General features: G+C 57.8%; 23 protein-coding genes. 5 read left to right on the top strand and 18 right to left on the bottom strand.

Going from position 1 to position 25,889, the window contains the following annotated elements:
* Positions 1-60 precede the first annotated feature (60 nt).
* The 15 genes from ACWJ62_RS01005 to ACWJ62_RS00935 all read right to left on the bottom strand — a co-directional run bounded on the left by ACWJ62_RS01005 (position 61) and on the right by ACWJ62_RS00935 (position 18,978).
* Positions 61-597 carry a nitrous oxide reductase accessory protein NosL gene (locus tag ACWJ62_RS01005; protein WP_449284518.1) on the bottom strand — a complete coding sequence of 179 codons (537 nt, stop codon included), beginning with the start codon at positions 595-597 and terminating at the stop codon, positions 61-63.
* A gap of 14 nt (positions 598-611) precedes the next feature.
* Positions 612-1,442, bottom strand: a complete 831-nt coding sequence (locus ACWJ62_RS01000; RefSeq protein ID WP_449284517.1) for an ABC transporter permease — start codon at positions 1,440-1,442, stop codon at positions 612-614.
* Positions 1,439-2,371 carry an ATP-binding cassette domain-containing protein gene (locus ACWJ62_RS00995; RefSeq protein ID WP_449284516.1) on the bottom strand — a complete coding sequence of 311 codons (933 nt, stop codon included), beginning with the start codon at positions 2,369-2,371 and terminating at the stop codon, positions 1,439-1,441. The genes ACWJ62_RS01000 and ACWJ62_RS00995 overlap by 4 nt, the downstream gene beginning before the upstream one ends.
* A complete protein-coding gene (locus ACWJ62_RS00990; protein WP_449284515.1) occupies positions 2,368-3,636 on the bottom strand; it encodes a nitrous oxide reductase family maturation protein NosD in 1,269 nt (422 codons plus the stop codon). The genes ACWJ62_RS00995 and ACWJ62_RS00990 overlap by 4 nt, the downstream gene beginning before the upstream one ends.
* A gap of 233 nt (positions 3,637-3,869) precedes the next feature.
* Positions 3,870-5,735, bottom strand: a complete 1,866-nt coding sequence (gene nosZ, locus ACWJ62_RS00985) for a TAT-dependent nitrous-oxide reductase (RefSeq protein ID WP_449285333.1) — start codon at positions 5,733-5,735, stop codon at positions 3,870-3,872.
* A 94-nt stretch (positions 5,736-5,829) separates the two neighbouring features.
* Positions 5,830-7,929, bottom strand: a complete 2,100-nt coding sequence (gene nosR / locus ACWJ62_RS00980; RefSeq protein ID WP_449285332.1) for a transcriptional regulator NosR — start codon at positions 7,927-7,929, stop codon at positions 5,830-5,832.
* 156 nt (positions 7,930-8,085) lie between these two features.
* A complete protein-coding gene (locus ACWJ62_RS00975) occupies positions 8,086-8,487 on the bottom strand; it encodes a ribonucleotide reductase subunit alpha (RefSeq protein ID WP_148609065.1) in 402 nt (133 codons plus the stop codon).
* Between the two features lie 36 nt (positions 8,488-8,523).
* Entirely contained in the window at positions 8,524-8,910 is a 387-nt protein-coding gene (locus ACWJ62_RS00970) for a putative zinc-binding protein (RefSeq protein WP_421865454.1), read from the bottom strand.
* Positions 8,911-8,953: 43 nt separating this feature from the next.
* Positions 8,954-9,703 carry a Crp/Fnr family transcriptional regulator gene (locus tag ACWJ62_RS00965; RefSeq protein WP_449284514.1) on the bottom strand — a complete coding sequence of 250 codons (750 nt, stop codon included), beginning with the start codon at positions 9,701-9,703 and terminating at the stop codon, positions 8,954-8,956.
* A 238-nt stretch (positions 9,704-9,941) separates the two neighbouring features.
* The gene (locus ACWJ62_RS00960) at positions 9,942-10,748 is read right to left on the bottom strand and encodes a peptidylprolyl isomerase (RefSeq protein ID WP_449284513.1); all 807 of its coding nucleotides are present in this window, start codon (positions 10,746-10,748) and stop codon (positions 9,942-9,944) included.
* 64 nt (positions 10,749-10,812) lie between these two features.
* Positions 10,813-11,490 carry a respiratory nitrate reductase subunit gamma gene (gene narI, locus ACWJ62_RS00955; RefSeq protein WP_449285331.1) on the bottom strand — a complete coding sequence of 226 codons (678 nt, stop codon included), beginning with the start codon at positions 11,488-11,490 and terminating at the stop codon, positions 10,813-10,815.
* A gap of 23 nt (positions 11,491-11,513) precedes the next feature.
* Positions 11,514-12,254, bottom strand: a complete 741-nt coding sequence (gene narJ, locus ACWJ62_RS00950; protein ID WP_449284512.1) for a nitrate reductase molybdenum cofactor assembly chaperone — start codon at positions 12,252-12,254, stop codon at positions 11,514-11,516.
* Between the two features lie 10 nt (positions 12,255-12,264).
* Positions 12,265-13,839: a nitrate reductase subunit beta gene (gene narH, locus ACWJ62_RS00945; RefSeq protein WP_148609060.1), complete on the bottom strand. Its 1,575-nt coding sequence runs from the start codon at positions 13,837-13,839 to the stop codon at positions 12,265-12,267.
* Complete coding sequence (locus ACWJ62_RS00940) at positions 13,836-17,579, bottom strand: nitrate reductase subunit alpha (RefSeq protein WP_449284511.1); 3,744 nt, start codon at positions 17,577-17,579, stop codon at positions 13,836-13,838. The genes narH and ACWJ62_RS00940 overlap by 4 nt, the downstream gene beginning before the upstream one ends.
* A gap of 130 nt (positions 17,580-17,709) precedes the next feature.
* Positions 17,710-18,978: an MFS transporter gene (locus tag ACWJ62_RS00935; protein WP_449284510.1), complete on the bottom strand. Its 1,269-nt coding sequence runs from the start codon at positions 18,976-18,978 to the stop codon at positions 17,710-17,712.
* 179 nt (positions 18,979-19,157) lie between these two features.
* Here ACWJ62_RS00935 and ACWJ62_RS00930 point away from each other — a divergent pair, with 179 nt between their 5' ends.
* From ACWJ62_RS00930 to ACWJ62_RS00915, 4 genes are all read left to right on the top strand, one after another.
* Positions 19,158-21,017, top strand: a complete 1,860-nt coding sequence (locus ACWJ62_RS00930; protein WP_449284509.1) for a histidine kinase — start codon at positions 19,158-19,160, stop codon at positions 21,015-21,017.
* A gap of 17 nt (positions 21,018-21,034) precedes the next feature.
* Positions 21,035-21,694: a two-component system response regulator NarL gene (gene narL / locus ACWJ62_RS00925; RefSeq protein WP_449284508.1), complete on the top strand. Its 660-nt coding sequence runs from the start codon at positions 21,035-21,037 to the stop codon at positions 21,692-21,694.
* Positions 21,695-21,762: 68 nt separating this feature from the next.
* Complete coding sequence (gene ubiT, locus ACWJ62_RS00920; RefSeq protein WP_449284507.1) at positions 21,763-22,236, top strand: ubiquinone anaerobic biosynthesis accessory factor UbiT; 474 nt, start codon at positions 21,763-21,765, stop codon at positions 22,234-22,236.
* A 142-nt stretch (positions 22,237-22,378) separates the two neighbouring features.
* Complete coding sequence (locus tag ACWJ62_RS00915; RefSeq protein ID WP_449284506.1) at positions 22,379-22,705, top strand: carboxymuconolactone decarboxylase family protein; 327 nt, start codon at positions 22,379-22,381, stop codon at positions 22,703-22,705.
* Between the two features lie 77 nt (positions 22,706-22,782).
* Here the strand turns inward: ACWJ62_RS00915 and ACWJ62_RS00910 are convergent, their stop codons facing one another.
* Entirely contained in the window at positions 22,783-23,145 is a 363-nt protein-coding gene (locus ACWJ62_RS00910; protein ID WP_449284505.1) for a DUF488 domain-containing protein, read from the bottom strand.
* Positions 23,146-23,312: 167 nt separating this feature from the next.
* Between ACWJ62_RS00910 and ACWJ62_RS00905 the strand changes: the two genes are divergently transcribed.
* Positions 23,313-23,783 (top strand): cytochrome c, encoded by a 471-nt coding sequence (locus ACWJ62_RS00905; RefSeq protein WP_449284504.1) that lies wholly within the window; start codon positions 23,313-23,315, stop codon positions 23,781-23,783.
* A gap of 6 nt (positions 23,784-23,789) precedes the next feature.
* Here the strand turns inward: ACWJ62_RS00905 and ACWJ62_RS00900 are convergent, their stop codons facing one another.
* Positions 23,790-24,680: a U32 family peptidase gene (locus ACWJ62_RS00900; protein ID WP_449284503.1), complete on the bottom strand. Its 891-nt coding sequence runs from the start codon at positions 24,678-24,680 to the stop codon at positions 23,790-23,792.
* Between the two features lie 13 nt (positions 24,681-24,693).
* Positions 24,694-25,689: a ubiquinone anaerobic biosynthesis protein UbiU gene (ubiU, locus tag ACWJ62_RS00895; RefSeq protein WP_449284502.1), complete on the bottom strand. Its 996-nt coding sequence runs from the start codon at positions 25,687-25,689 to the stop codon at positions 24,694-24,696.
* Between the last annotated feature and the right edge of the window lie 200 nt (positions 25,690-25,889).

Here is a 25,889-nt window from a genome sequence, read left to right as displayed (position 1 = left end):
CAACAACTAACACAACAAAAGGGGTCAGATGAAAGCTTTCGTCTGACCCCTTTTTCATTTCTAGTGGTCCATTCCATCCATACTATGCATCGCCATGCCCGTATTCAGCTGATCCATGGTGATTTCGCTGTAAGCCATTACCTCACCACCATTTTCGTTGGCAAAATTTTCTGCATTACTCTGACTGGCAAATGATGCCAGAGTCGGGCCCATGGCGCCTTTTCGGCTGGAACCGACTACGTAGAATGCCTCGCGGGCATCAATCAGTGCAGCGTCGTTCGGGCTTTCCCATTCGGTCTGGGCCATGTCGTGGACGTACAGGGTGTGATCCCGGTTCACGTTCTCTGGCTGAAGGGTCCAGGCGAACATGTCCCGGGTGGAGCAGAATTTTCGGACGTGCTGGTCTTTTTCGGTGATGGCTTCGCCTTTCGGGCCCGGGAAGCCTACGATGACCATGCCGCAGACGTGGCATTCGTCGCCGCTTTCGAAATGGATCGGGTCGGGTTTGGCGGTGGTTTGTTCCTCGTTGCCCGAGCAGGCTGTCAGTGTGACGGCTGCAAGGGCGGCGAAGAGCCAGTTGAGTTTGTTTCTGTTCATCGGGACAACTCCGTTCAGATACGGCGGTTTCGGAAAAGTAACAAGGCGCCTGCCAGCGGAATGACAAACCACAACACCAGTCCAGCCCATAGGCCGGCTGCGCCGATAGGGAGGTCGGCTCCCAGGCTAAGAACGCCACTGAGCTGCGCGCTGTCGCCAAAGGCAACAATATTGAGCAGGCGATAGATGTCGGTGGGATTGAGCATCAACAACCAGGGCAGGAGCTCCGCGCTGAACTGGCCTTCGCTGGCCACGAGGGTGCCCAGTAGCATCAGGTCGAAGATCAGCACAAAGAAAAACCAGATCGCCAGGGCCAGGCCGGCGGCAATGGGTTTTTCGCTGACCCGGACGCTGATCACATAGGCAAGGGCAATAAAGCCCCATCCCAACAGCACGGTGGAGGCGATAAAACGGAACATCGCAGTGGCAAGGCTTACAATGGCCACGTCTTCCACAAGCAGCGCGATCGCCACACCGGCAACTCCGAAGCCGATCAGCGTAGCCAGGGCCAGGGTCAGGCCGTGGCCCAGGAACTTACCCAGCAGCAATTGGCTGCGACTGATCGGATAGGTCATCAGCAACAGCAGGGTGCCGCCCTCCTCTTCGCCAACGATCGCGTCGTAGGCCAGCAACAGAGCAATCAGCGGGATCAGGAAAATCCCCAGGCTCGCGAGGCTGGCAATGGTGGCCGGCGTGGAGGCATAGCCTACCTGACCCGAGGCTGCGGCGCCGAACCAGGCAATGCCCAGTGCCAGGGTGGCAAAGACCAGGGAAATGGCCATCAGCCAACGGTTGCGCAGACTATCGCTGAGTTCTTTACGGGCAATGGTCCAGATACTGTTCATTGACTGCCTCCCCGGTGAGCCAGACCACCCGAACCGATGAAGTGTACGTAGATGTCTTCCAGGCTGGGCTGGTGGATGCTGACATCCGCCAGCTCGCCCGACGCCATCACCGCGTTCAGCAAGGCCATTTTCTCCCTTGGTTGCACGTCGACCTTCAGTCGGCCGCTCTCGGTCTTGATGATCAGGCCACCATTGTTCGACGCCCGGTCGATCACTTGTTCCAGCGCCGAGATACTGTTGGCCGGATCCAGAGACAGGGTCACCGGCATATTGGCCTGCCGCCTTAGTGCGGCCAGATCTCCGGCGGCCTTCAGTGCGCCATCGGTGAGGATGGCTGCACGATCAATGTAGGGTTCAACACCGGGCAGGACATGGGAACACAACACAATGCCCGCCCCCCCATCTCGCAGCTCCCGGAGAAGCCGGTAAAGGTCTGCCGTGGCAACCGGATCCAGGCCTACGGTAGGCTCATCCAACATCAGCAGCTTCGGCTTGCCCAACAACGCCTGGGCCAACCCTAGACGCTGGCGCATGCCTTTTGAGTAAGTCTTGGTGCGCGAATCCATTGCGTCGCTAAGGCCAACCTGTTCGAGCAGCGGAGACACCTGTTGCAGGGACGCCCCCTTCAGACGCGCAAAATGGCTCAGAATCTCCCGCCCGGTCAGTTGGGGGTAAAACATCACGTTTTCCGGCAGGTAACCAATGTGCTGGGTTACCTGAGGGTCCCCCGCGTGACCGCCGAGCACAGACAACGCGCCCTGATTGGGCTGCATCAGCCCCAGGATCAGCTTGATACAGGTCGTCTTACCGGCCCCGTTGTGGCCGAACAACCCCAGAATCTCACCGGGCTCCAGGCTCAGATCAATGCCCTGCAGCACCGGGCTCTTGTCGTACCGGTAACTCACATTCTCAAGACGAAAACAGCTCATCGGTTCTCCGGTTTCAGATCAGAGGGAAGTCGCATAAGGGGGTGGGAATCGGCAACCCCGGCGGCCTTGATCACCGGAAACGCATCCTGGACCCAACGCAGGGTATCCACCGCCGGACTGAACATCAGCACCTTGGCTTCCGGGTACTTCCAGAGCAGTCGATCAACATTGTCATTGGGCTCGTACGGCACATCTCCAATACCGTCCTGGTTCCGGTCCCATCCAAGGTAGTCACTCCAGTAATTGCCCTTACCATCACTGGACCACTCCTGAGTGCGGGTTGCCACATACTTCACCTGTCGCTGGTTATTCACGAAGGCGTTCCCGAATACCTCGTTATCTTCAGAACCGGCCGTCAGGTGAATACCAATATTGCTATCCGCAAACAGATTGCCTTCAAAAATGTTGTACAGGGAGTTATAGATAAACACCGCCTTCCCTTCGGCTCCCTCAATCGTCACCCCGCCGGTGCGGCCCTGGGACACCCCGGTCACCACATTACCCCGCAGCTCCGACTGGGTAATGAAATTCATCAGAATCCCGTAGTTCTCATCATTCACCGACCGGTTATTGATCACCTTCAGGCGCTTGCTCTGCATCAGCGCATAACCGGTCCGAGTATTACGGGTGACATTGTTCTCCAGCAGATTGTTCATCGAGTACATGTAATGGATGCCATAACGCAGATCCGCCATCTCATTACCCCGGATCGTATTGTTATTTGCCGTCTCGATATAGATCGCATCCCGGGTCTGACGAATGTCATTGCCCTCAATCAGCGCCCCGGTGGTATTGAACAGGTGAATCCCATTGCCCCGGTCATTCGGACGCAGACTGTCATCACCGCGAATTGTATTATTTCGGACCGTCACATCCGGCGTTGCATCCAACCAGACCCCGAACGCAGGCCCCTGCAAACGGTTGTTCTCAACCACCGCGCCCCTGGCCTCCCTAGCCACAAAAATCCCCGCATCCAGCTCGTTCAGGTCTCGGCCCCAGTTGCGAACGGCACAGCCGGAAAACGTCACCCCCTCGGCAGCGATATCCACTGCATTACCCTGCCCGCCCGGGTCTATCACCGTCTCTTCATGGCAAGACACAGACACCCTGGGCACCCGGATAGCCAGAGACGAAATCTGCTCAGGGGGAAGCTCGAAGCTCGCGCCCGGTTCCAGGGCATCAAGCTGTTCTTGCAGGTCCGCTTGCACGGTCAGCGATAACAGAGCGACTGTCAGGGCCACTCCATAACGCAAAAGTGAATACATCAATGTCTCTCTAGAAAGCGATAAAGTTGCAGAGGCCTGCACTCAAGCTTGGCGAACCAAGAGGGAAGGCCTTTCCAAAACTGTGCGGAGCCATGGATGGCGGAGCCCAAGCGTCACATGGACGTGCCGCAAGGAGCGTGTTTTGGAAAGGCCTTCCCTCTTGGTTTGCTTCTCCGAAATCGGTAAAAGGAACACCGGGACCCACACACGGGTCCCGGTGAAAGAACGACCTATCAGGCCTTCTCTACAATCATGCGACCCCGCATCTCCATATGCAGCGCATGACAGAACCAGTTGCAGTAGTACCAATGCACCCCGGGACGATCCGCCTTGAAGGTCACAGAAGACGTCTGCTGTGGACTGACCTCCATGCTCACACCATGGTTGACCATACAGAAACCATGGGTCACATCCTCAATGGTGTCGAGGTTGGTCACGTAAACCGTCACCTCATCGCCCTGCTTCACCTTGAACTCGGTCATCCCGTACTGTGGCGCAATCGACGTCATATAGACGCGAACCTTGTTGCCGTCCCGGATCACCTTGTTGTCAGCTTCAAGCGTGACACCATCCTTTTCCGCCTGCTCTCGGGCAGATGCGAAGAACGGATCGTTGCGATCGTAGATTTTCTTGGTCTTGATCTGATCACGGCGGACCAGAATACAGTCGTGGGGCTCAGCAAAGGTCGGGCCATCGTGAACCAGCTTCATCTCCTCACCGGAGATATCGATCAGCTGGTCGTTCTCTGCGTGCAACGGCCCAACCGGCAGGAACCGGTCCTTGGAGAACTTGGACAGCACCACCAGCCATTTGCCATCAGCATCCCGCGATTCGGTCAGGGACGCGTGGTTGTGTCCAGGCTGATAATGCACGTCGAGCTTCTGACGGATGTAGTTCACATCCTCGCCGTTGTAGTGCTTGATGGCATCCGCGATGTTCCACTTCGCCACCTGGCTGTCGATAAACAGAGTGGTATAGGCATTGCCACGGCCATCGAAGGTTGTGTGCAGGGGCCCAAGGCCCAGTTCCGGTTCGCCTACCACCGTATCGCGCGGCTCAATCTTGCCATCGAACAGATCATCCAGCTTGTCGATGGCAATAATGGTGGCCGTTGGTGACAGCTTGCCATTGGCAATAAAGTACTTGCCGTCCGGGGAGGTATTCAGACCATGCGGATTTTTCGGAACCGGGATGTAACGGGTCAGTTCCGAGCCGGCACGACCGTCTACCACAGGCACCTTGGAGTCACCCAGGGTCTTGTAGTTGCCATTCTTGACCGCCTGCTCAATGCGCTCGATGTTGAACACCACCGCCCAGTCGCGATCGTTGCGCATGGTGCCGGCCAGATCCAGCGCCTTCTCCGAGTTGTAGCAGGTGGAGCAGGCGTACTTGCCGGTGTAGTCCGCATCGGTGTTGTCCAGGTTGCCATCAACAATCACCTGAAAGGCCACCTCCATGGTTTCCGCGTCTACCGCGTTAAACATGGTGAAGCTGCTTTCAAGGCTGGTGTCGCTGCCATCGTTCGGATGGGGAATGACATACTCGGCGTTGCAGAACACGTACTTGGTTTTGGGCACCTTCTGAAGACGCAGGCCGTGAATGGCCTGAACATTCGGAATGGTGGTGATCTTGTCACACTTCATGATGTCCAGGCGGATCCGTGCCACCCGGGTATTGGCCTTGTCGTTAATGAACAGGTACTTGCCATCGTAACGACCATCCGTCATGGAAATATGGGGATGGTGAGAGTCGCCGTTCAGATGGGTGTTGTCATGACCCAGCACGTCTTTGCTCTCGTTGCTAATGCCCCACCCGGTTGCAGAGTCCACGTTGAACACAGGGATACGCATAAGCTCCCGCATGGAAGGCACACCCAGAACCCGTACTTCACCGGAGTGACCACCGCTCCAGAAACCGTAGTACTCGTCCAGCTCACCGGGGTGCACGACGAATTTGTTACGGGCCTCCTCGGCGGCCGCGGCAAACGACTCCCGCGACATCACCGCGGTGCCCAGGCCAGTTGCACCAGCAACACCGGCGAGTGCCGCGGCACCCATAAACCGACGGCGGCTCCGGCCACTTTCCGGAAGCTCCGGCATGTCGTTGGTCAGATCATCTCTTTTTTTCATAACATCCAACTCCGTTATTGGTAATGGCGGTTTTGCTTCTCATTCTTTCTTTTTATGGGACTACTCATGACACCTGAACCACAGGTATTTCCTCCGGGTGGCCCGGTGCGTTATGCCCACGGCGCTTGCCGCGTCGCTTGACGATCAGCGGCGGGCACTTGTGGTCATCGAAATACGTCATCTGGCAATCCAGGCAGTAATGACACTCCATATAGTTGATGTGGCCGTCCGGATGGATCGCCTGAACTTCACATTCGTGATCACACAACCGACAGGGATTGCCACATTCTTTGCGCCGCTTGAGCCAGTCGAACACTCGTAATTTGGTCGGCAACGCCAGTGCCGCCCCCAGCGGGCACATGTAACGACAGAAAACTTTGCGGGTGAACAGGTTGACCACTAGCAACAGGACGGCGTAGGTCACGAAAGGCCAGCTGCGATCAAACTTGAGCGTAATCGCGGTCTTGAACGGCTCCACCTCGGCAAGCCGTTCAGCGGTTGCCATGGAATCCAGCGACACCCCGAACAGCACCAGCAGAACGATGTATTTGATGGCCCAGAGCCGCTCATGCACAGCAAAGGGAACGGTGTATTGGGGCACCTTCAGCTTGCGGGCAATTTCATTCAGCAGCTCCTGCAGGGCGCCGAATGGGCACAGCCATCCACAGTAGACCGCCCTTCCCCACAGAAGAACGATGCCGGCCACCACGGCCCAGAGAATGAAAATCACCGGGTCAATCAGGAAGGTGTTCCAGCTGAAGCCACTGATAAGACTGTTGGCAAACGTCAGCACGTTGACAATCGACAGCTGACCCATGGCATACCAGCCAATGAAAACAAGGGTGTAGGTGAGAAACGCGTGGCGGATCCAACGCATCATTTTTGGCTTTTTGACCAGCCAGTCCTGGAAAAACAGAATGAACAGCAGCACACCAATGCCTATGCCCAATACCGTGATCTGGAACTCCCGCTGGTACCATACCTGCACCCACATGGGCTGGCTCTCCAGCCATTCTTCCTCGGAAACGACGAGCTCCGGACGGGTGTAATACTGTTCCGGCAACTGATACTCCAGCGGAAACACCTGGAATTCGCTGTCCAGAGGGCCGGTCTGGCGCTTGACCGTGAGCTCGAGTGTCCAGGGAGTGCCGGGATCGAAGTTGTACTGCTGGCGAATAATGAATATCGCCATCTCAGTGAATTCCGGCATGCCTTCGGCATAGACGTCGCTCAGCCGGTAGAAATCCAGGTCCCGGAAATTGAAAGTGTCTCCGAACTGACGAATCTGGATGCGATCGAAAATGCCGCCGCGAACATAACCCGAGCCCTTGAAGGAGTATTCACCGTTGGCCATCACGGCAATGGCATGCTCACCCTCCTGCAGCTCGGACGTCAGCCACTGGTACTGACTCTCTCCCAGCAGATTCCGGCCAATGGTGGGCACATCCAGGTAGGCGGCATACAGTTCAATCAGCGGCTCATTTCGCTCTTCCGGGCCTGCGGTATCAACACCCTCGGCTTCAGTGCCTTTGAATGAATCATCTACCTGGCCCTTGGTGAGCAGTAACCGGCGGACAGAACCGTCACCGGTCAGTTCCTGCCAGGATTTCTGCTCATAAGCCTGTTTGTTCACCGTGGCCAGCGGCGGACGGGTTCCGTCCTCGCCCTCGACCATTCCCAGTTCCACGGCCACCCGGTGGGCGGTGCGCATAATCACTTCGTTGATCACCATCACGGTAACCGTGGCCCCGGACAAACCATCAACGGCAACCTTGCGTTCGGAGGACGTTCCGCCAACGGTTACCCGTTGATCTGCTTTCAGGCCCGTGTACTGATCGGTAAACGCGTGCATCTTGCTTTCGGGAATACCCACCAGAAGAATGGGCTCATCGTGATGGATCACCTTGGCGGCCTTGATAGTGCCTTCGGTATCCAGCACAACCATGGCGTTGACGGGTTTGCCCGAATAAGCGGGCGTCTGGACAAAATCCAGGGACTGATAGGCGTAGCCCACCAGTTCCTTACGGGCATAGAGCTCCTGGATGGCTCGATTGCCTTTCCGATGCTTTACCCTGGTGACATCCGGAAACGTCTGCTTGATGACCTGACGACCGGCAACAGGCTCATACTTGGCCAGAGGCGCTGCATTCAGGGCCATGGCCATGATCGATGCGAAAAAGAAAAAAGTGAAGCGGGAAAAAACGGACACAGAAGACTCCCTGAGAAAAGCGCCTTATTGCTCTAGCCTAGGCAAATTAGAGGAAAATCAAATACCTCTTATTGAATACACCTGGCGGAGGAACTGATCGGATTCTCGCTGTCAGCCCAGGCTGACAGCGTTTCCTTGTGAATCGAGCGGGAGGTAATTACTGATATGACCGAGGCGGATGGACTCCACCATCATGGTCAGCGGCTGCTGCGCCTCATCGGTGGATGGGGGCGTGCCGCCGCGGCCGGACATGGCGGCAACGAAAACAACGTCCCAGGGTTGGCCAGTGGCCCGGGATTCTTCGGCAAGCGCCTCAAAATCCGGCGCTTCATCCGGCGTCTTGTCCACACAGATCACTGGTGTCAACGCGCCGCCCTCACCCCGTTCAAAGGCCGCTCTTTCTTCGGCTGAAGCATCATCGGGCAGTTCCGCCCGGCAAAATACGAATAACAGGCGCTGGGCTTCCTGCTGACTGCGGGAGGCCTGAATCAGGTCACTGTAACTGCTGATCATTTTGATAAATCCTTACTGATACGGGACCGCTGCGATTTACGCCTTGCGGGCAATGAGCTGATCGGACGAGGTGAGCCTGCGAACTTCGTCGCAAACGTCTTCCACGGCGTCTTCGCCGTAGCTCTGTCCATAGTGTTTCTTGAAGCCGAATTCGTAGAGCCGGACATGCTCATCGGGCTCGACACCGATGTTCTCAAGGCATGCCCGGGCACAATGCAGGGGGCAGCCATCAATCACGGTGATCGGGCGACCGGATCTGGCGGTTTTCAACAGTGACGGCACCTTGCCGCCAACACCGGAGATGCAGGACATTTCGAATTCACCGGCGTGATCCAGCCGCACGGCTACATTGTTGGCCAGCTGCGCCACATCGGAACAGCCGGAACATGAATAGATCAGCGGTCGTTGCTTTCTTGCTGTCACGCTTCCTCCTTGTCCGGGAGCCTGGAGGCCTGAGTGTGGGCTGCTACTGGCTGATTTCGATCAACCGACGGGGATCCGAAATGAACAGCCGGCTGCGGTTGACCCGCACCAGACCGTTGGCCTTCAGATCCGCCAGAATTCGGGAGAAGGTTTCCGGCTGCATGGCCAGCCTGGAGGCCACCAGGCACTTGGGTAGCGGCAACTCTACTTCTCCACCCTCCTCTGCACCGTTGGGCAACAGATCGATCAGGTAACGGATCAGCCGGTCACGGGCGTTCTGGACGGTCATGATTTCCAGGTCGTGAAACCGGGAGACGGCCCGTTTGGCGTAATGCCGCAGGGCTGCCTGGGCGTATCCAGGATTGCTTTCCAGCATGTCCTGGTAGGCTTTGACTGGGATCATCAGCACTTCGCTGGACTTCAGGGCTTCTGCATAGCAGGCATACCGGGGCGGATCGGCGTAGATCATGACTTCGGCGAAACAGTCACCGGGGGCGATGCTGTCGAGGGTTCGATCAATGCCGGAGGAGTCCAGGCGGTAAAGACGCAGGCGGCCGGAGATCACGAAGAAGAAGTGGTGCGCGGGCATATCCTGGCGGTACAGCAACTGGTGATGGCCAAGCCGGATTCTTCGGGATTGCTGGATCAGGTGCTGCAGGTCTTTGCCATTGAGTTCCGAGAACAGTGGATGGCTGCGCAGGGCCTGGAGGCCGTCCTCGTCGTCAAAGGGTTTGTTGATGGCGACGAGCACGGGTTTGGTGTAGCGGGTTTCGGCCGTTTGGGTCAGTGCCATTGGTGTATCCTCTCTGCATATTCATGCATTCGAAATCATGTTTTAAATGATAGAAGGATACGGGGTGAAAATCGCTCCCCCCATGGGGGTAGTTGGGGGGTTATTCGGGAGTAATTGATCTAACTCAAAGTGTTTTGTTACTAACTATTTCGAGTCAAAAAGGCTGCAGCCATCCATGGCTGCAGACAGTTTTGGAAGGGGTGTTCCCGCCAGTCTCCAGGCTTTGGTCGCGCGCCTTTTACTGCATTAGTGGCGAGTCGGGCAGCTCGAGATCTACTCCTGCTACGCCAGTTTCCGCCGCCAGAACCTGCAGGTACTGACGGAATGCCCGGCGGGTTACACTCTCGCTCAGGTACTGTCGGATCTGGGGTTTGACGTGTTCATACGGGAGCTGCTGGCCGTCGATTCGCTGGTCAACGCGGACTATGTGCCAGCCGTAGCGGGTTTCGATCAGTTCCGGGTTCAGGCCTTCTTCCAGGGACAGGACGGGGCGCTCGAACTCTTCCACTGTCTGGCCCTTGCTGATCTGGCCGAGGCTGCCGCCCTGATGCCGGGATTCGCAGGCGGAGTATTGTTTGGCCAGTTGCGCGAACTGGGAGCGGCCGTCGATCAGAGATGACAGCAGCTGGTGGCCGGCTTCTTCCTGGCGGATGCGTTCCTGGACGTCGTCCGGGGCGGCGGCGAGGAGGATGTGGCTGACGGCCATCAGCGTTGGGCTGCGGAAGCGGGCCGGGTTGGCGTTATAGAAGCGTTCGCAGTCTTCCTCTGTGGGATCCGGGACGTTGAGCTCGAGTTCCAGTACCCGCGCGATGCGGTCTTCTTCATCAGCGATGTCATCGAGTTTCAGGCGACTGGCCTGTTGCAGGAGCAACTCGCGGATAACGAGGCTTGTGGCGGCTTCGTGCCAGGCTTCGGCGACTTCTTCGGCCGGGTGGTGCTGCATTTCCCGGGCGATGTCGTCTTCGCCGATGAGGGTGTCACCCACGGTGACCGGCGGGAACTGGTTTCTGGGTTTTTCGGCTTCGCCGACGGGAATGAGTTGCATAGCAATAACCTCAGTGAACATGGGGTCAGATGAACGCTTTCATCTGACCCCGTTTTCATTTACATCAAGCGCGCTTGCGAACCACCTGGTACTTCCGCCCAAAATACTCCACCGGCACGCTGAGCATGTGCACCAAGCGGGTGAACGGGAAGAGTACAAAGATGGTCAGGCCCAGGAAGATGTGGGTCTTGTAGATCCAGTGCACGTCGTCAATGTAGCCGGCCACGCCGCCCTGGAGGGTAACAATACCCTGAGCCCAGGCAGAGAACTTGAGCATGGTGCTACCGTCCAGGTGACCCATGGTAGGCAGGATAGTGAGCATGCCCAATGCCAGCTGGACGACCAGGATGATAATAATCATGTTGTCGGCAAAGGTACTGCTGGCCTTCACACGCGGGTCCGTGAGCCGACGCCAAGCGAGCATGCCACCGCCGATGATGGCCATGATTCCAGCAATACCACCCACCACGATCGCCATGACCTGCTTGGTGCCGGGGGTCATGAACGGCTCGTAGAACGCGTGCGGAGTCAAGAGCCCGACCAGGTGGCCGAAGAAGATCACCAGTACGCCAACATGGAACAGCACGCTGGCCATGACCATGTTTTTCTTGCGCAGCATCTGGCTGGAATGGGCTTTCCAGGTGAACTGGCCCTGGTCATAGCGGGCCCAGGTGCCAATCACGAGGATCGCGATGGCGATGTAGGGATAAACCCCAAACAGCAATGTATTCAGATAGGACATCATTTCCGTTTCCTCCTGCGCCCTCAGGCGCGCCCTGCCTGACGGGGTGTTGCGTCCGTCATCAGCTGATCACTCAGGTGAATGGTCTGGGTCTGTTCCAGTTCGCGGCGGCGCTGGCCTACAACGCTTCCGGTACTGCAGGAGCTGCCCTGATCATCAACAAACTTCACCATTTCCTCTTCCCAGACTTTGTCCAGTGCCTCCGGGGTGTCGTCGCGTTCTTCCGAGGCGACGATCTGGGCCAGCTCCTGGCGGTTTGCCGCGCGTCCGGACAGATTAAGCAGCGAATCCATCACCACGTGATAGAAGCTTTCCCGCTGGTACAAGCGTTCACCCAGCAAGCCCAGGATATGGTGGATGTCCTCCAGCCAGTTCTGGATCTCGTCCCAGGGGCGGGTGGAGAGGTATTCCAGGAACAGGGGTAGGTAATCCGGCAGTTCCCGGGCGTCGATTTCCAGACCGTTGGTGCGATATTCCTCCATCAGGTCCACCATGGCCTGGCCACGATCCCGGGACTCGCCGTGCACGTGCTCGAACAGCAGCAGGGACGTGGCCCGGCCTTTGTCGAACATGCCGACGTAGTTTTCCTGAATGTCCAGGAGGTCGCCATCGCACAGCATCTCCACACAGCGCAGCAGTTGCTCCTTGTTCTGCCTCGGCAGCCGGCTGTCCTCGAGGACAGCGGCAATCAGGGCGTCTTTGGAGGCCTGAAGTTCTTCGGTCGGGTACTCAAGCACCCGTGCCAGTACTTTTAAAAGTTGCATCTCCGCCTCCTTATTCCTGCAGCTGTTTCGGGTCAACCTGCTTCACGGTCGACAGCTTCTGGACCATGCTGGTGGTCTGTTTGCGGCCACCGAACATGTTGAATTTGCTGTCGCCGTTGCAGCCTTCACCAAAGCTGAAGCCGCAGCCGTTGCGCTCGCCATGAGCGGTGGCATCAGGGAAGGCTTCTTTCGCCAGCTCGCGGTGGCTGGTGGGAATCACGAAGCGATCCTCGTAGTTGGCGATGGCCAGGTAGCGATACATTTCGTCCGCCTGGGCCTTGGTCAAACCGGCTTCCTCAAGGGCGCGCAGGTCTTCCTTGCCTTCAACGGTCTCGGCACGCTTGTAAAGGCGCATGGCCATAATCCGCTTGAGGGCCCGGACAATCGGCTTCTCGTCACCTGCGGTGAGCAGGTTGGCCAGGTACTTCACCGGGATCCGCAGGCTTTCGATCTTCGGCAGTATGCCGTCGAATTCGACCTTGCCGGCTTCCGCCGCGGACTGGATCGGGCTCAGGGGCGGCACGTACCAGACCATGGGCAGGGTGCGGTATTCCGGGTGCAGAGGCAGGGCCAGTTTCCAGTCCACCGCCATCTTGTACACCGGGCTCTGCTGGGCGGCTTCGATCACATTCATCGGAATGCCGTCTTTCTTCGCCTGCTCGATCACTTTCGGATCGAACGGGTCCAGGAAGATTTCCAGCTGCTTCTCGTACAGCTCGTGCTCGCCCGGGGCGCTGGCCACTTCCTCGATGCGGTCTGCGTCATACAGCAGCACACCCAGATAGCGAATCCGGCCGACGCAGGTCTCCGAGCACACAGTGGGCATGCCGGCTTCGATCCGCGGGTAGCAGAAAATGCATTTCTCGGACTTACCGGTTTTCCAGTTGAAGTAGATCTTCTTGTACGGGCAGCCGGAGACACACATCCGCCAGCCACGGCACTTGTCCTGGTCGATCAGGACGATGCCGTCTTCCTCACGCTTGTAGATGGCACCACTCGGGCAGCTGGCAACACACGCCGGGTTCAGGCAGTGCTCGCACAGGCGCGGCAGGTACATCATGAAGGTGTTTTCGAACTGGCCGTAGATATCCGCCTGCACCTGGTCAAAGTTCTTGTCCTTGCGACGCTTGGCGAACTCGGTACCGAGAATCTCTTCCCAGTTCGGGCCCCATTCGATTTTCTGCATGCGCTGGCCGGAGATCAGCGAGCGCGGCCGTGCAACCGGCTGGTGCTTGGTATCGCCGGCGGTGTGCAGGTGCTGGTAATCGAAATCAAACGGCTCATAGTAGTCGTCGATCTGGGGCAGATCGGGGTTGGCGAAGATGTTCGCCAGCACCCGGAAACGGCCACCGATCTTCGGACGGATCTTGCCGGAGCTGTCACGCATCCAGCCGCCCTTCCACTTGTCCTGGTTCTCCCACTCTTTCGGGTAGCCGATACCAGGTTTGGTCTCGACGTTGTTAAACCAGGCGTATTCCATGCCTTCACGGCTGGTCCATACGTTTTTGCAGGTTACTGAACATGTGTGGCAACCGATGCACTTGTCCAGGTTCAGCACCATGCCGACTTGGGAACGGATTTTCATTTTACAGCCTCCTGAACAGTGTCATTGCCTTCACCGTCGAGCCAGTCGACGTTGTGCATCTTGCGAACCACCACGAATTCGTCGCGGTTGGAACCTACGGTGCCGTAGTAGTTGAAGCCGTAGGAATACTGGGCGTAACCGCCGATCATGTGGGTCGGCTTCGGGCACACCCGGGTGACCGAGTTGTGGATCCCACCCCGGGTACCGGTGATTTCTGACCCCGGAATGTTCACGATCCGCTCCTGGGCGTGGTACATCATCACCATGCCGGGCATCACGCGCTGACTCACAACCGCCCGGGCTGCAATGGCGCCATTGGCGTTGAACAGCTCGATCCAGTCGTTGTCCTCGATGGCCAGTTCTTTGGCGTCGTCTTCACTCAGCCACACGATTGGCCCACCGCGGGACAGGGTCAGCATCAGCAGGTTGTCACTGTAGGTGCTGTGAATACCCCACTTCTGGTGCGGTGTGATCCAGTTCAGCGCTTTCTCGGCATTGCCGTTGCTGCGCTGGTTCAGCATGCTGCTGACCGTCTTGGTGTTAATGGGCGGACGGTAGACCAGCAGGCTTTCACCGAAGGCGCGCATCCACTCGTGATCCTGGTAGAACTGCTGCCGCCCGGTGAGGGTGCGCCATGGGATCAGCTCGTGAACGTTGGTGTAGCCCGCGTTGTAGGACACATGTTCGTCTTCCAGACCAGACCAGGTCGGGCTGGAGATGATCTTGCGCGGCTGAGCCACAACGTCCCGGAAGCGGATTTTTTCCTCTTCCTTGTTCTTCGCCAGATGGGTGTGATCCAGCCCGGTAAACTCGGACAGGGCCGCCCAGGCTTTTACCGCCACCTGGCCATTGGTTTCCGGCGCCAGGGTCAGAATCACTTCCGCGGCATCAATAGCACTCTCAATCTTCGGACGGCCTGCATTGGCTCCGTCAATGTGCTTGTAGTTCAGCTCACCCAGGAACTTCACTTCTTTCTCGGTATTCCAGTTGATGCCCTTGCCACCGTTACCCAGCTTGTCGAGCAGCGGCCCGAGCGAGGTGAAACGTGCGTAGGTGTTCGGGTAATCCCGCTCAACGGTGATGAAGTTGGGCGCGGTCTTGCCCGGGATCAGGTCACACTCACCGCGCTTCCAGTCCTTCACATCGAACGGCTGGCCCAGCTCGGCCGGCGCGTCGTGCAGCAGCGGCAGGGTGACCACGTCTTTCTCGACACCCAAGTGGCCCTCGGTGGCCTTTGAGAACGCCTTGGCAATGCCCTTGTAGATTTCCCAGTCACTGCGCGCTTCCCAGGCCGGATCGGTGGCTGCGGTCAGTGGGTGGATGAACGGGTGCATGTCCGATGTGTTCAGGTCGTTCTTCTCGTACCAGGTGGCCGTCGGCAGAACGATGTCGGAATACAGACAGGTGGTGGACATGCGGAAGTCCAGGGTCACCAGCAGGTCGAGCTTGCCTTCCGGCGCTTCGTCATGCCATTTGACCTCTTTCGGTTTTGCACCACCCTCGTGGCCGAGATCCTTGCCCTGCAGGCCACTCTTGGTGCCCAGCAGGTACTTGAGCATGTACTCGTGGCCCTTGCCGGAGGAGCCCAGAAGGTTGGAGCGCCAGATAAACATATTGCGCGGATGGTTCTGGGGCGCTTCAGGATCCTCGGCGGCGAAGGCCAGGGAGCCGTCTTTCATGGACTGCGCCACGTAGTCCGACACTTCCATGCCCGCTTTTTCAGCTTCTGCGGCAATACCCAGGGGGTTGCGGTTCAGCTGGGGGGCAGACGGCAACCAGCCCATGCGCTCTGCACGAACGTTGTAATCGATCAGGCTGCCACTGAATTTGGACTTGTCCGCCAACGGCGACAGGATCTCGTCAACACCCAACTTCTCATAGCGCCACTGGCCGGAGTGGGCATAAAAGAAGGAGGTGGAGTTCATGTGCCGGGGCGGACGCTGCCAGTCCAGACCAAAGGCCAGGGGCTGCCAGCCGGTCTGCGGACGCAGCTTTTCCTGGCCAACATAGTGGGCCCAGCCGCCACCGCTCTGGCCGATACAGCCACACATGATCAGCATGTTGATCAGACCGCGGTAGTTCATGTCCATGTGGTACCAGTGGTTCATACCGGCACCGACGATGACCATGGAACGGCCTTTGGTCTTGTCAGCGTTGTCCGCGAACTCGCGGGCAATGCGGATTACTTTGTCTGCAGGAACACCAGTGATCTTTTCCTGCCACGCCGGTGTGTACGGCTTCACTTCATCGTATGACGTAGCGCCGTCATCCTCGCCCAGACCTCGGCTGATGCCGTAGTTGGCAACCATCAGGTCATAGACGGTAACCACGCGACCTTCAGAGCCATCCGCCAGTTGCACCTTGCGGGTACCCAGTTTGTGCTTGAGGATGTCCTTGATTTCCACGTGCTGGAAGTGGTCGTGCTCGATGCCACCGAAGTACGGGAAGGCGACATCGACAACATCATCGTGCTTTTCGACCATGGACAGCTGCAGGTTTACATCGGAGCCCTTGGCGGTCTGCTTCAGGTTCCACTTGCCCTTCTCACCCCAACGATAGCCAATAGAGCCGTTAGGCGCAGTCAGCTCACCGGAGGCTTCATCAATGGCGATGGTTTTCCACTCGGGGTTGTTTTCTTCACCCAGTCCATCCACCAGGTCACTGGCGCGCAGGAAGCGGCCCGGCACGAAGCTGCCGTCATCCTTCTCTTCCAGCATGACCAGGTAAGGCATGTCGGTGTAGCGACGTACGTAGTCAGTGAAGTACTCGCTCGGCTTGTCGACATGGAACTCTTTCAGGATCACGTGACCCATGGCCATGCCCAGAGCGGCATCGGTACCCTGCTTGGGGTTCATCCACTCGTCGGACAGCTTGGAGACTTCGGCGTAATCCGGAGTAATGGCGACGGTTTTGGTGCCCTTGTAGCGAACTTCCGTAAAGAAGTGGGCGTCCGGGGTACGGGTCTGGGGTACGTTGGAGCCCCAGGCAATAATGTAGCCGGAGTTGTACCAGTCGGCGGATTCCGGCACGTCGGTCTGCTCACCCCAGGTTTGCGGGGAGGCCGGCGGCAGGTCGCAGTACCAGTCATAGAAGCTCATGCAGACGCCGCCGATCATGGACAGGTAACGGCTGCCGGCCGCGTAGGACACCATGGACATGGCGGGAATCGGCGAGAAGCCAATGATGCGGTCCGGGCCATGCTTTTTGGCGGTGTAGACGTTCGAGGCGCCAATCAGCTCGTTGACTTCGTCCCAGCTGGAGCGCACGAATCCGCCCATACCACGGCGGGGCTTGTACTCAGCGGTTTTCTTGGGGTCTTCCACGATAGAAGCCCAGGCTTCCACCGGGTCATTGAACTGCATGCGCGCGGCACGCCAAAGCTTCATCAGATGCTTGCGCATCAACGGGTACTTCAGGCGGTTAGCACTGTACATATACCAGGAGTAGCTGGCGCCACGGGGGCAGCCACGGGGTTCGTGGTTGGGCAGATCCGGACGGGTACGGGGGTAATCGGTTTGCTGGGTTTCCCAGGTAACCAGGCCGTTCTTGACGTAAATTTTCCAGCTGCAGGAGCCGGTGCAGTTTACGCCGTGGGTGGAACGCACGATCTTGTCGTGCTGCCAGCGCTGGCGATAGCTGTCTTCCCACTCGCGACTGACTTCGTGGGTTTCGCCATGGCCGTTGGCGAACGGCTCGCGCTTCTTCCTGAAGTAATTCAGTTTATCGATCAAATGACTCATGGTCTCTTTCTCCATCAACCCGTCTGCTGGATCGTTGCTCCGATTTGAGACCATTGTGTTTGAGAAAAACCGCAAAATCTGCGTGGTTACTACCTCATAACCCGCTTCTACCACCCAGGGGGTAGGCGGCTTATATCCCCGGGTGGAGAAGGTGCTCACGCTCGTGCCGACGACTTTCCCTGGCAAACAGGAAAAGACAGCCCACAAGCAACAGGAATAGAATCATGAAGACCGCACTGCGGATGCCCAGCCAGTGGTTGACGCTGCTGAAAATCACCGGCAGCACGAAAGCCACAGAACAGGCGCTCACCAGAAGCAGCCCGGCGACAAACGCCGCCACCGAACGATTTTCCACAATAACCAGCCGCTGGAGGCTACCCATGGTGCAGCCCATGGCCAGCCCGAGGGTGACGACAAACACACCCTCGACTTGCATGGGCAAGGCAAATTCAACGCGGATTGTGGCGTCAACGCCCTGGATAAACAGCGTCATGGGTGGGTAGGACAAAACAAACAGTGCGATCAGACAGACCATCAGTGCCCGGGTGACAACCCTTGCACTGCCGAATCGATCGGAAAACCCGCCTCCCACAATCTGGGCCAGGGCTCCGGGAATAACAAACCATTGCGCCAGGCGCGCACCGGAATCCACTGACAAATCGAACTGTGACGACAGATAATCCGGCAGCCACAAAGCCAACGCAAAGAAGCTGCCGGCGACAACGCCAAAATAGCCACAAAGCTGACCGGCCCGCTTCGTCTGCATGCGGTGCAGCAGCACCCGGACTGACGTTTCGGCGGTCGGGTCCGCCTCGGCGTCTTCCGGATCGGTGAGCATGACCAGCAGCGCAAGCACCAGGACCAGCACGATCAGATAGGCCAGCGGAACCCCGTGCCAGGAAAAGGCCTCATGGAAAAGTGGTACCAGGTAGTAGTTGAATCCCGCGCCGGTCACACCCGCGCCAAAGACACCCAGCACAAGGCCCAGGCGCCTGGATTCACAGTGCCCCGTCACGAACTGCAGCCCGGCACTGTAGAAACCGCCAGCCAGGCCGAGGCCGCCGGCGGCAATCAGGTACCCGGGGAAGGTATCAGTGGTCAGAAGTATCACCATGCAGCCTGCCAGCCCGGCCAGACAGCTCAGCATGATCCGGCGGGCACCGAATTTCTGTGCCGCCAGGCCCGCTGGAACTGCCAGGACCGCGCCTACCGCCATCGGCATCGCCAGCAGGAACCCAAACTGCAAGTCGCTGAGATCCAGTTCCGAACGCAGATGGACCCCGGCCACCGCAAACAGGGTCCAGCAGCCGGCGGCGACAACAAAGCCCGCCACCGCCAACGGCAATACCACTGCCAATGACGCCAGCCGGTCATCTGCACGATCCGTTTCGGACTTCATTACTGTCGCTCTTCTGGAAACCTGCTTTTCAGTTTCATCTTTTGATCATAAAAGGGTCAAAGATTATGATGGGTTACCAACCATTGGGGTAATTGACTATCCTCAAGGAGGTATCACGGAATCCCGGTGCGGGGCATAATTCCCAGCCCCGCCACACGCATTGATGCGCAAGAGACTGAATGAAATCCAGAAGCCCGCTTGTAAACCGAATCGCCCTCGTTGTTGGCGCCGTGGTGGTGACAGCCCTTGTCAGCATGGCGACCACGCTTGCGGTTTCCAAAAGCATCGAAGGCAATGCCACCGCGATCAATCTGGCGGGCGCCCTGCGCATGGGGGCCTTTCAGCTGCTTGCCCGGAGCGCGGGGCCTGTTGCGCCAGAATCCGGAGAGGACTCAATCGGGCAGATGCTGGAGCGCTACGATACCAAGTTGGGTGACGCCAGCATTACCAATGCCATACCCGAGAGCCGCGACCATCCACTGGCCGCCCAGTACCAGACCATTCTTCAGTCCTGGGAAACCATGCTCCGGCCTGCCCTGCAGGAACACGACCAGAGCACCCCGGTTTCCGCGTCCATGCTCGCTTCAACGCAGCAATACGTTGATAACGTAGACCAGCTGGTGAAGATGCTGGAACAGCGAACCGAAGCCCGGATTGACCTGCTGCACCTGATCCAGATCATCAGCCTGGCTTTCTCCATCCTGATCATCGTGGCGCTGTTCATCGATCTGAAAAACCGTATTTTGCGGCCATTGCGCAAGCTGGTCAGTATCGCCATCGCGGTGGGCGATCAGGACTTTTCCCGTAAGGCCAACCTGAGCGGCTCCGACGAACTGGCACAGCTGGGCCAGGCCTTTGACCAGATGACCAGCGAGCTGGCTCTGACCTACTACGAGCTGGAAGAAAGGGCCCGCCTGAAAACGGAAGAGCTCGAAAAAAGCCATGCAGCCCTTCAGCTGCTGCACTCCGCGAGCCGCGACCTGTTCGCCAACCACGATCTGTGCAATGGGGCGATTCCCATGCTTCAGGAGCTTGAGCAGCTACTGGGCATTGGCCCGATCCGCCTCTATCTCCACGACAAACAATCCGCGGAGCCAGTACAGGCGATCACGACAGCCACCCGGGAGCGGCCATTTTACTGCCGTGATCATCACTGCAATGCCTGCCTGGTGACGCCGGAGGCCTATGACGAACTGCCCGTGGAATCCAACGACGGGCGTCGGCTGCTGCTTCCGATCCGGACCCCCGGGCAGCTGCTGGGCACGCTGGAAGTCTGGTACCCGGCCGAAGAAGGCCTGTCGAAAACTTCTCGTCGGCTGCTGGAAACCCTCAGCGACCAGTTGGCCACCGCCATTTTCCTGGAACGACAGATTACCGAGGAGCAACAGCAGACCCTTGCTGAAGAACGCACCGTGATTGCCCGGGAACTCCATGATTCTCTGGCCCAGTCACTTTCATACCTGAAAATGCAGGTTGCCCGGCTGCGACGCCTCAACATCGACGGCGAGCAACAAAAAACTCACGAGGCAATTCTCGACGAACTCAGTACCGGCCTGAACAGTGCCTATCGCCAGTTGCGGGAGCTGCTGGCGACGTTCAGGCTGAAGCTGGACACGCCGGATCTTGCTACTGCCCTGCAAAAGACCATTGAAGAGTTTTCCGAGCGGCTGGGTAAGCCGGTTGGGCTGCAGTACAATCTGCCGCCCCAGACCCTGTCGCCGAATGAAGAGATCCATACCCTGCAGATTGTGAGGGAAGGCCTTGCCAACGCGGTCAAGCATGCGGATGCCACGGACATAACCGTGGATGTCCTGTTCGAATCACCGCAGGTACGGGTGCGGATCCGGGATAATGGCAAGGGCCTGCCCGGTAGCGACCAGCCCGTCAATCATTATGGCCTGATCATCATGCAGGACCGCGCCCGGACCCTCGGCGGCAAGGTCGAAGTAATCAACCGGGATGAAGGGGGCGTGGAAGTCACTTTGGGCTTTGTCCCCAAAAGCCGAAACCTGATTCCCACAGAAGCATCAAATGCCTGACAACAAGAGAGAACCCGATGTCTGAGTCACCCGCAAGTATTCTGTTGATCGACGATCACCCGCTTCTTCGCCAGGGCATCAAACAGCTGATCGACATGGAAGACGATATGGTTGTTGCCGGGGAGGCCAGCAACGCCGCCGACGGCATTCGGCTGGCCACTGAACTGGAGCCCGACCTGATCCTGATGGACCTGAACATGCCCGAGATGGACGGCATTGAGGCCCTGAGGAAACTGCGGGAACAGAACATCAGCTCCCGTATTGTGATGTTCACCGTGTCGGACCAGGAAGACGACGTTGTGGCGGCACTGCGGGCCGGTGCAGACGGCTACCTGCTGAAGGACATGGAACCGGAAGACATGATCAACCAGCTCCATCAGGCGGCGGTCGGCAAAATGGTGATCAGTGACCGACTGACCACCCTGTTGGCAGAGGCATTGCGCTCCAACAAACCCCAGCAGGCATCACGCCCCGATTTCGACAGTCTGACACCCCGGGAAAAGGATATTCTGCGCCTGATTGCCGAAGGCCTCTCCAACAAAATGATTGGTCGCAAACTCGACATCAGCGACGGCACCGTAAAAGTCCACGTGAAACACCTGCTGAAGAAACTGAACCTGCGCTCCCGGGTGGAAGTGGCCGTTTGGGCGGTGGAAGAAGGCCTGCACAAGGGCTGAGTTATATCAAATCGTTCCAGAGCCCTTTGCTTTACTCTAGGCCGGTTACTGACCGCCCGGAGTAAAGCATGGCTTTTCCACTAGCTTCCATCACCTCCCTGAACTCTCCCCTCGTGGGGCAAACGCTTTCGGTCCTTCGGGAGTACCTGCCCTCCCCCGTGCCCATGCTAGGCGCTATTGATCGCCGAATCCCGGTGCCCCTGAAGCAGCTGGCTGCAGAAGCGCCGCTTAATAGCATTTTTGCCCAGGCAATCGATGACGGAGAATTCGATGACTTCGAAGGCCGCCGTATTCGCCTGGAGGTAAACGGCGGACAACCCGGTATCACCATTGGCTTCTGGGCCCGCCGGCTCCGGGTCATTGACGGACCGGGAGAGGCCACCATCCGGGGTTCCCTGTTCGCATTCAGAACTCTCGCCAGGCGCGAGCAGGATCCGGACCAGTTATTCTTCCAGAGAAAACTCGTGATTGAGGGCGATACGGAACTCGGCCTGGGGCTGAAAAACCTGCTGGACAGCCTTGAATGGCAACGTCCGTTTTAGCCCCCAACCGGCTGATTTTCCTGCATGCACCGATTCTATAATCCGGCTATGTGGACTAAGGTTTATGTGAAAGATCAAAACCTGTCCACCACTCTCAAAACGACCCTTGAGACAGGGCGCAACTCACAAGCGAGGAAATCCAATGGATAAACATGACAGCGAACTACCCAAAACCTTCGTTGACTTCAGCGAACGGTTTCCAGAGCTGCAACAAGCGCACAAACAGCTTGGTAAAGCCCTCGCCGATGCCGGCCCTCTGGATGAAAAAAAGCGCGCTTTGGTAAAGCTGGGCGTTTGCGTGGGCGCCGGGCGCGAATCCGCGTTGAAATCCCACATTCGTCGCAGTCTGGAACTGGGCATTACACGTGAGGAAATTGAACACGCGCTGGTGCTGGGCATGAATTCAATAGGCTTTCCGGCGACGGTTGCCGCCTGGCAGTGGGCTCAGGAAGCACTCAGCCAAGAATAAGGTTCGCCGACAGATCAAGAAGGTGCGAGCGTTTTCAGCAATCTGGGCGGCCCAGAAGGCCGCCATCCTCCAATGATTCAGAGTTGGTCGTTCAGAATATAATCCCGGAGCGCCACAGCATTGTTGTGCTCGGTGTCCTTCGCGGCAAACACGAGCGTTATTCGCTCATGCTCATCAAGCAGCTTCTTCAGTGCCTCAAGATCCTTGCTGGCATCACCTGATGTCAGCTCTTCAAGGTACCGCTCCCGAAACTCCGGCCATTTTTCCGGATCGTGACCGAACCACTTTCGCAGTTCAGTTGACGGCGACAGGTCCTTCAGCCAGTGGGCTATGTTCGCATCTTCTTTGGCCACTCCCCGAGGCCAGACACGATCCACAAGCACCCGTGGGCCATCTGAGCGTGAGGGTTCTGCATAAGCGCGTTTCAGTCGGATATCCATGACTGATCACCTCTTCAGCGGACTTATGAAATTTGCTCGGCTCACAATCGGGTGCCTACACATCATCGGATGCCAGTGTTGAACAATTAACATATCTCAACAGGCACACCACCCAAGAGTGATAGCCTGAATGATGCTCACCATTCATCGTTAGAGGGGGCATCCTCATGATAAAAACAAACAGCTCGCTTCTGAGCATCGTCATCCTGAGCATCACTGTATCATTCACTGCCGCTGCCGCTGAACCGGTCACTCCCAAGCTGACCGACAAGCTGGATCGTCTGCTGCGCGAAGAGATGCGGTCTATTCAGGCGGCCATGGGTCAGATTCATTCGGCCATCGTTATGGGGCAGCATGACAAGGTTGCAGAGCAGGCCCAGAACATCCACGACAGTTTCATCCTGCAGCAGTCCCTCACTGAACAGGATCGTAAGGACCTGATGTCGGCAGTACCAAAAGGCTTTATCAAGCTGGACAAGGAATTCCACCAGCTTTCTGCATCGCTGGCTGATGCGGGCAGGAATGACGACACCAGGAAGCAACACAAGCTATTCGGCAAAATGACCAACAGCTGCATTCAGTGCCACAGCACGTATGTGTCTGACCGTTTTCCTGGCGTCAAACCTGTCAGAGACTGATCGGAGTCAGCCGATCAGGTCCATCCCCGGCTGGCCATACCAGTATCCGTTGCAGGGTGGTGCCTCAACCAACTGCAGAGGGTCGGTGGCCGGCAGTTCGCCCCGGCGTATCTGGTCAAAGCGTCTGACCACCTCCTCCATGCCCATATGTTCCGGGCTCAGGCGTACGGTGCTTACCCCCATACGCTCCATCTCCGGTAACTCCCGCATCAGGTCGTAACGGGAGCCAGACAAGGTGGAAATGCCGTTAACGCGGAACAGCTCCTGGCTTTCCCGGGAGCGCAACTCCATGCCATCCGGATGCTGCAGGCAGCGGAACTCGCAGTTGTCTTTGGGCAGGTTGTAATGCCGGGCGGTAAAGCATCGGGAGGACCAGGCCAGGGGCAGGAAACCCCAGGAAAACACTTCGGCAGGAAGATCCAGTCCTTCCTGCTGCAGCTCCTTGATTAGCTGCTCGAGGGTTTCCTTGCCCAGTTCCACCGGCAGGTTCCATTCTTTCAGGCCCTGCCTGGCGAGGATCTTCAGAGTGGCTGTGTTGTAGATGTTCATTGAGGGACCGGTGACAAACGGAATCCTGTTCCGAATGGCTACCTGCAGGGCGCTCTGATCGTTGGCCTCTACCAGGAATTCATCCTGCTCACAGAACCGGCGCAAGCGACGCAAATCAGCCTCCGACTCAATCAGCGTGAGCGTGGAGAGCACCACATTCTTGCCACAGGCTTTCAGATCACGAGCGAGATCAAGCCAGTCATCCGGTTTCAGTTCCCGCCGACGAGAACACACCACCTCGCCCAGATAGATGGTATCCACCGGCCACTCGGCGGCATTGGCGTAGAAATCGAAAACGGTCTGCCTGGACCAGAACCATAGGATCGGCCCCAAGGATAACTTCAGCATGGATGGTGAAACCTTATTTCCATTTGCGATGGTAGGCGCCTAGCGTTGTCAGGCCGCCCTCGGAAAGCCCCGCCAGTGTCTGCTGCCATTGAGGTTCAACAGTAAAGCCGTCGGTGTCGGCTTCAAGATTGTCCAGGGCATGGCGCCAGGTTCTGGCTACGTCTGCGATGTAGGCCGGGCTTCGTTGGCGCCCCTCAATCTTCACGGCACTGATACCCAGCGCCTGAAGCTCCGGCAACAGGTCCAGGGTGTTCAGGCTGACCGGCTCCTCAATGGCGTGATAAACATTACCCTCAACCTCAAAACGGCCTTTGCACAGAGTCGGGTAGCCGGCGGATTCGCCCTGGCCATAACGGTCAATCAGGACATCGTTGAGGCGGGACTCAAGCCCCTGCGGGGTTTCCTGCCAACGCACAGCTTTGGCCGGGGAACAGGCGCCCCGGGTATTCGGGGACTCATCGGTCAGGTAGGAAGACAGGTAGCAGCGGCCCTCAGCCATGATGCACAGGCTACCGAAGGCAAACACTTCCAGTTCCACCGGGCTGTGTTTGGCCACACCACGAACCTGGTCCAGCGACAGAACCCGGGGCAGCACGGCCCGGCGAATATCGAAGTTGTCCTTATAAAAGGAGAGCGCTTCGTGGCTGGTGGCAGACCCCTGAACCGACAGATGCCGGGGGATGTGCGGATATCGGTTGGCGGCATAATCCAGCAGGCCCATGTCGGCCAGGATAATGGCATCCACGCCAAGACTCGCAGCGCGGTCTACCGCCCCCTTCCATTGCTCCCAACCGTCTGGCTGCGGGTAGGTATTGATGGCACAGAAAACTCTCGCGCCCCGGAGGTGGGCGTATTCAATCCCTTCAGCGGCGCGTTTGTCATTGAAGTTCAGGCCGGCAAACTGACGAGCGTTGGTGCTGTCTTTAAAACCGAAATACACGGCGTTGGCGCCGTTATCAACGGCGGTTTTCAGGGCCGGGAGGCTGCCGGCCGGGCACACAAGTTCCATGGTTTTCTCCGCCTTGGATTAACGGCATCGACCATATCGGACACATCACCCGGGTACCTTGACCTTTGTCAGCAGGATAACCGCAGTCTGCTGAATACCTCTGTGGTAGTACTCTACGCGGTATTACGGATGCCACAGTTAATTGATAATTATCAGAAAGTTAACAAGCAGAAACATAAGCTTACCTGCCCGTAACTACC

This window comes from Marinobacter sp. PE14 (genome assembly GCF_053566155.1).
This window is presented reverse-complemented; position numbering and strand designations above follow the sequence as displayed.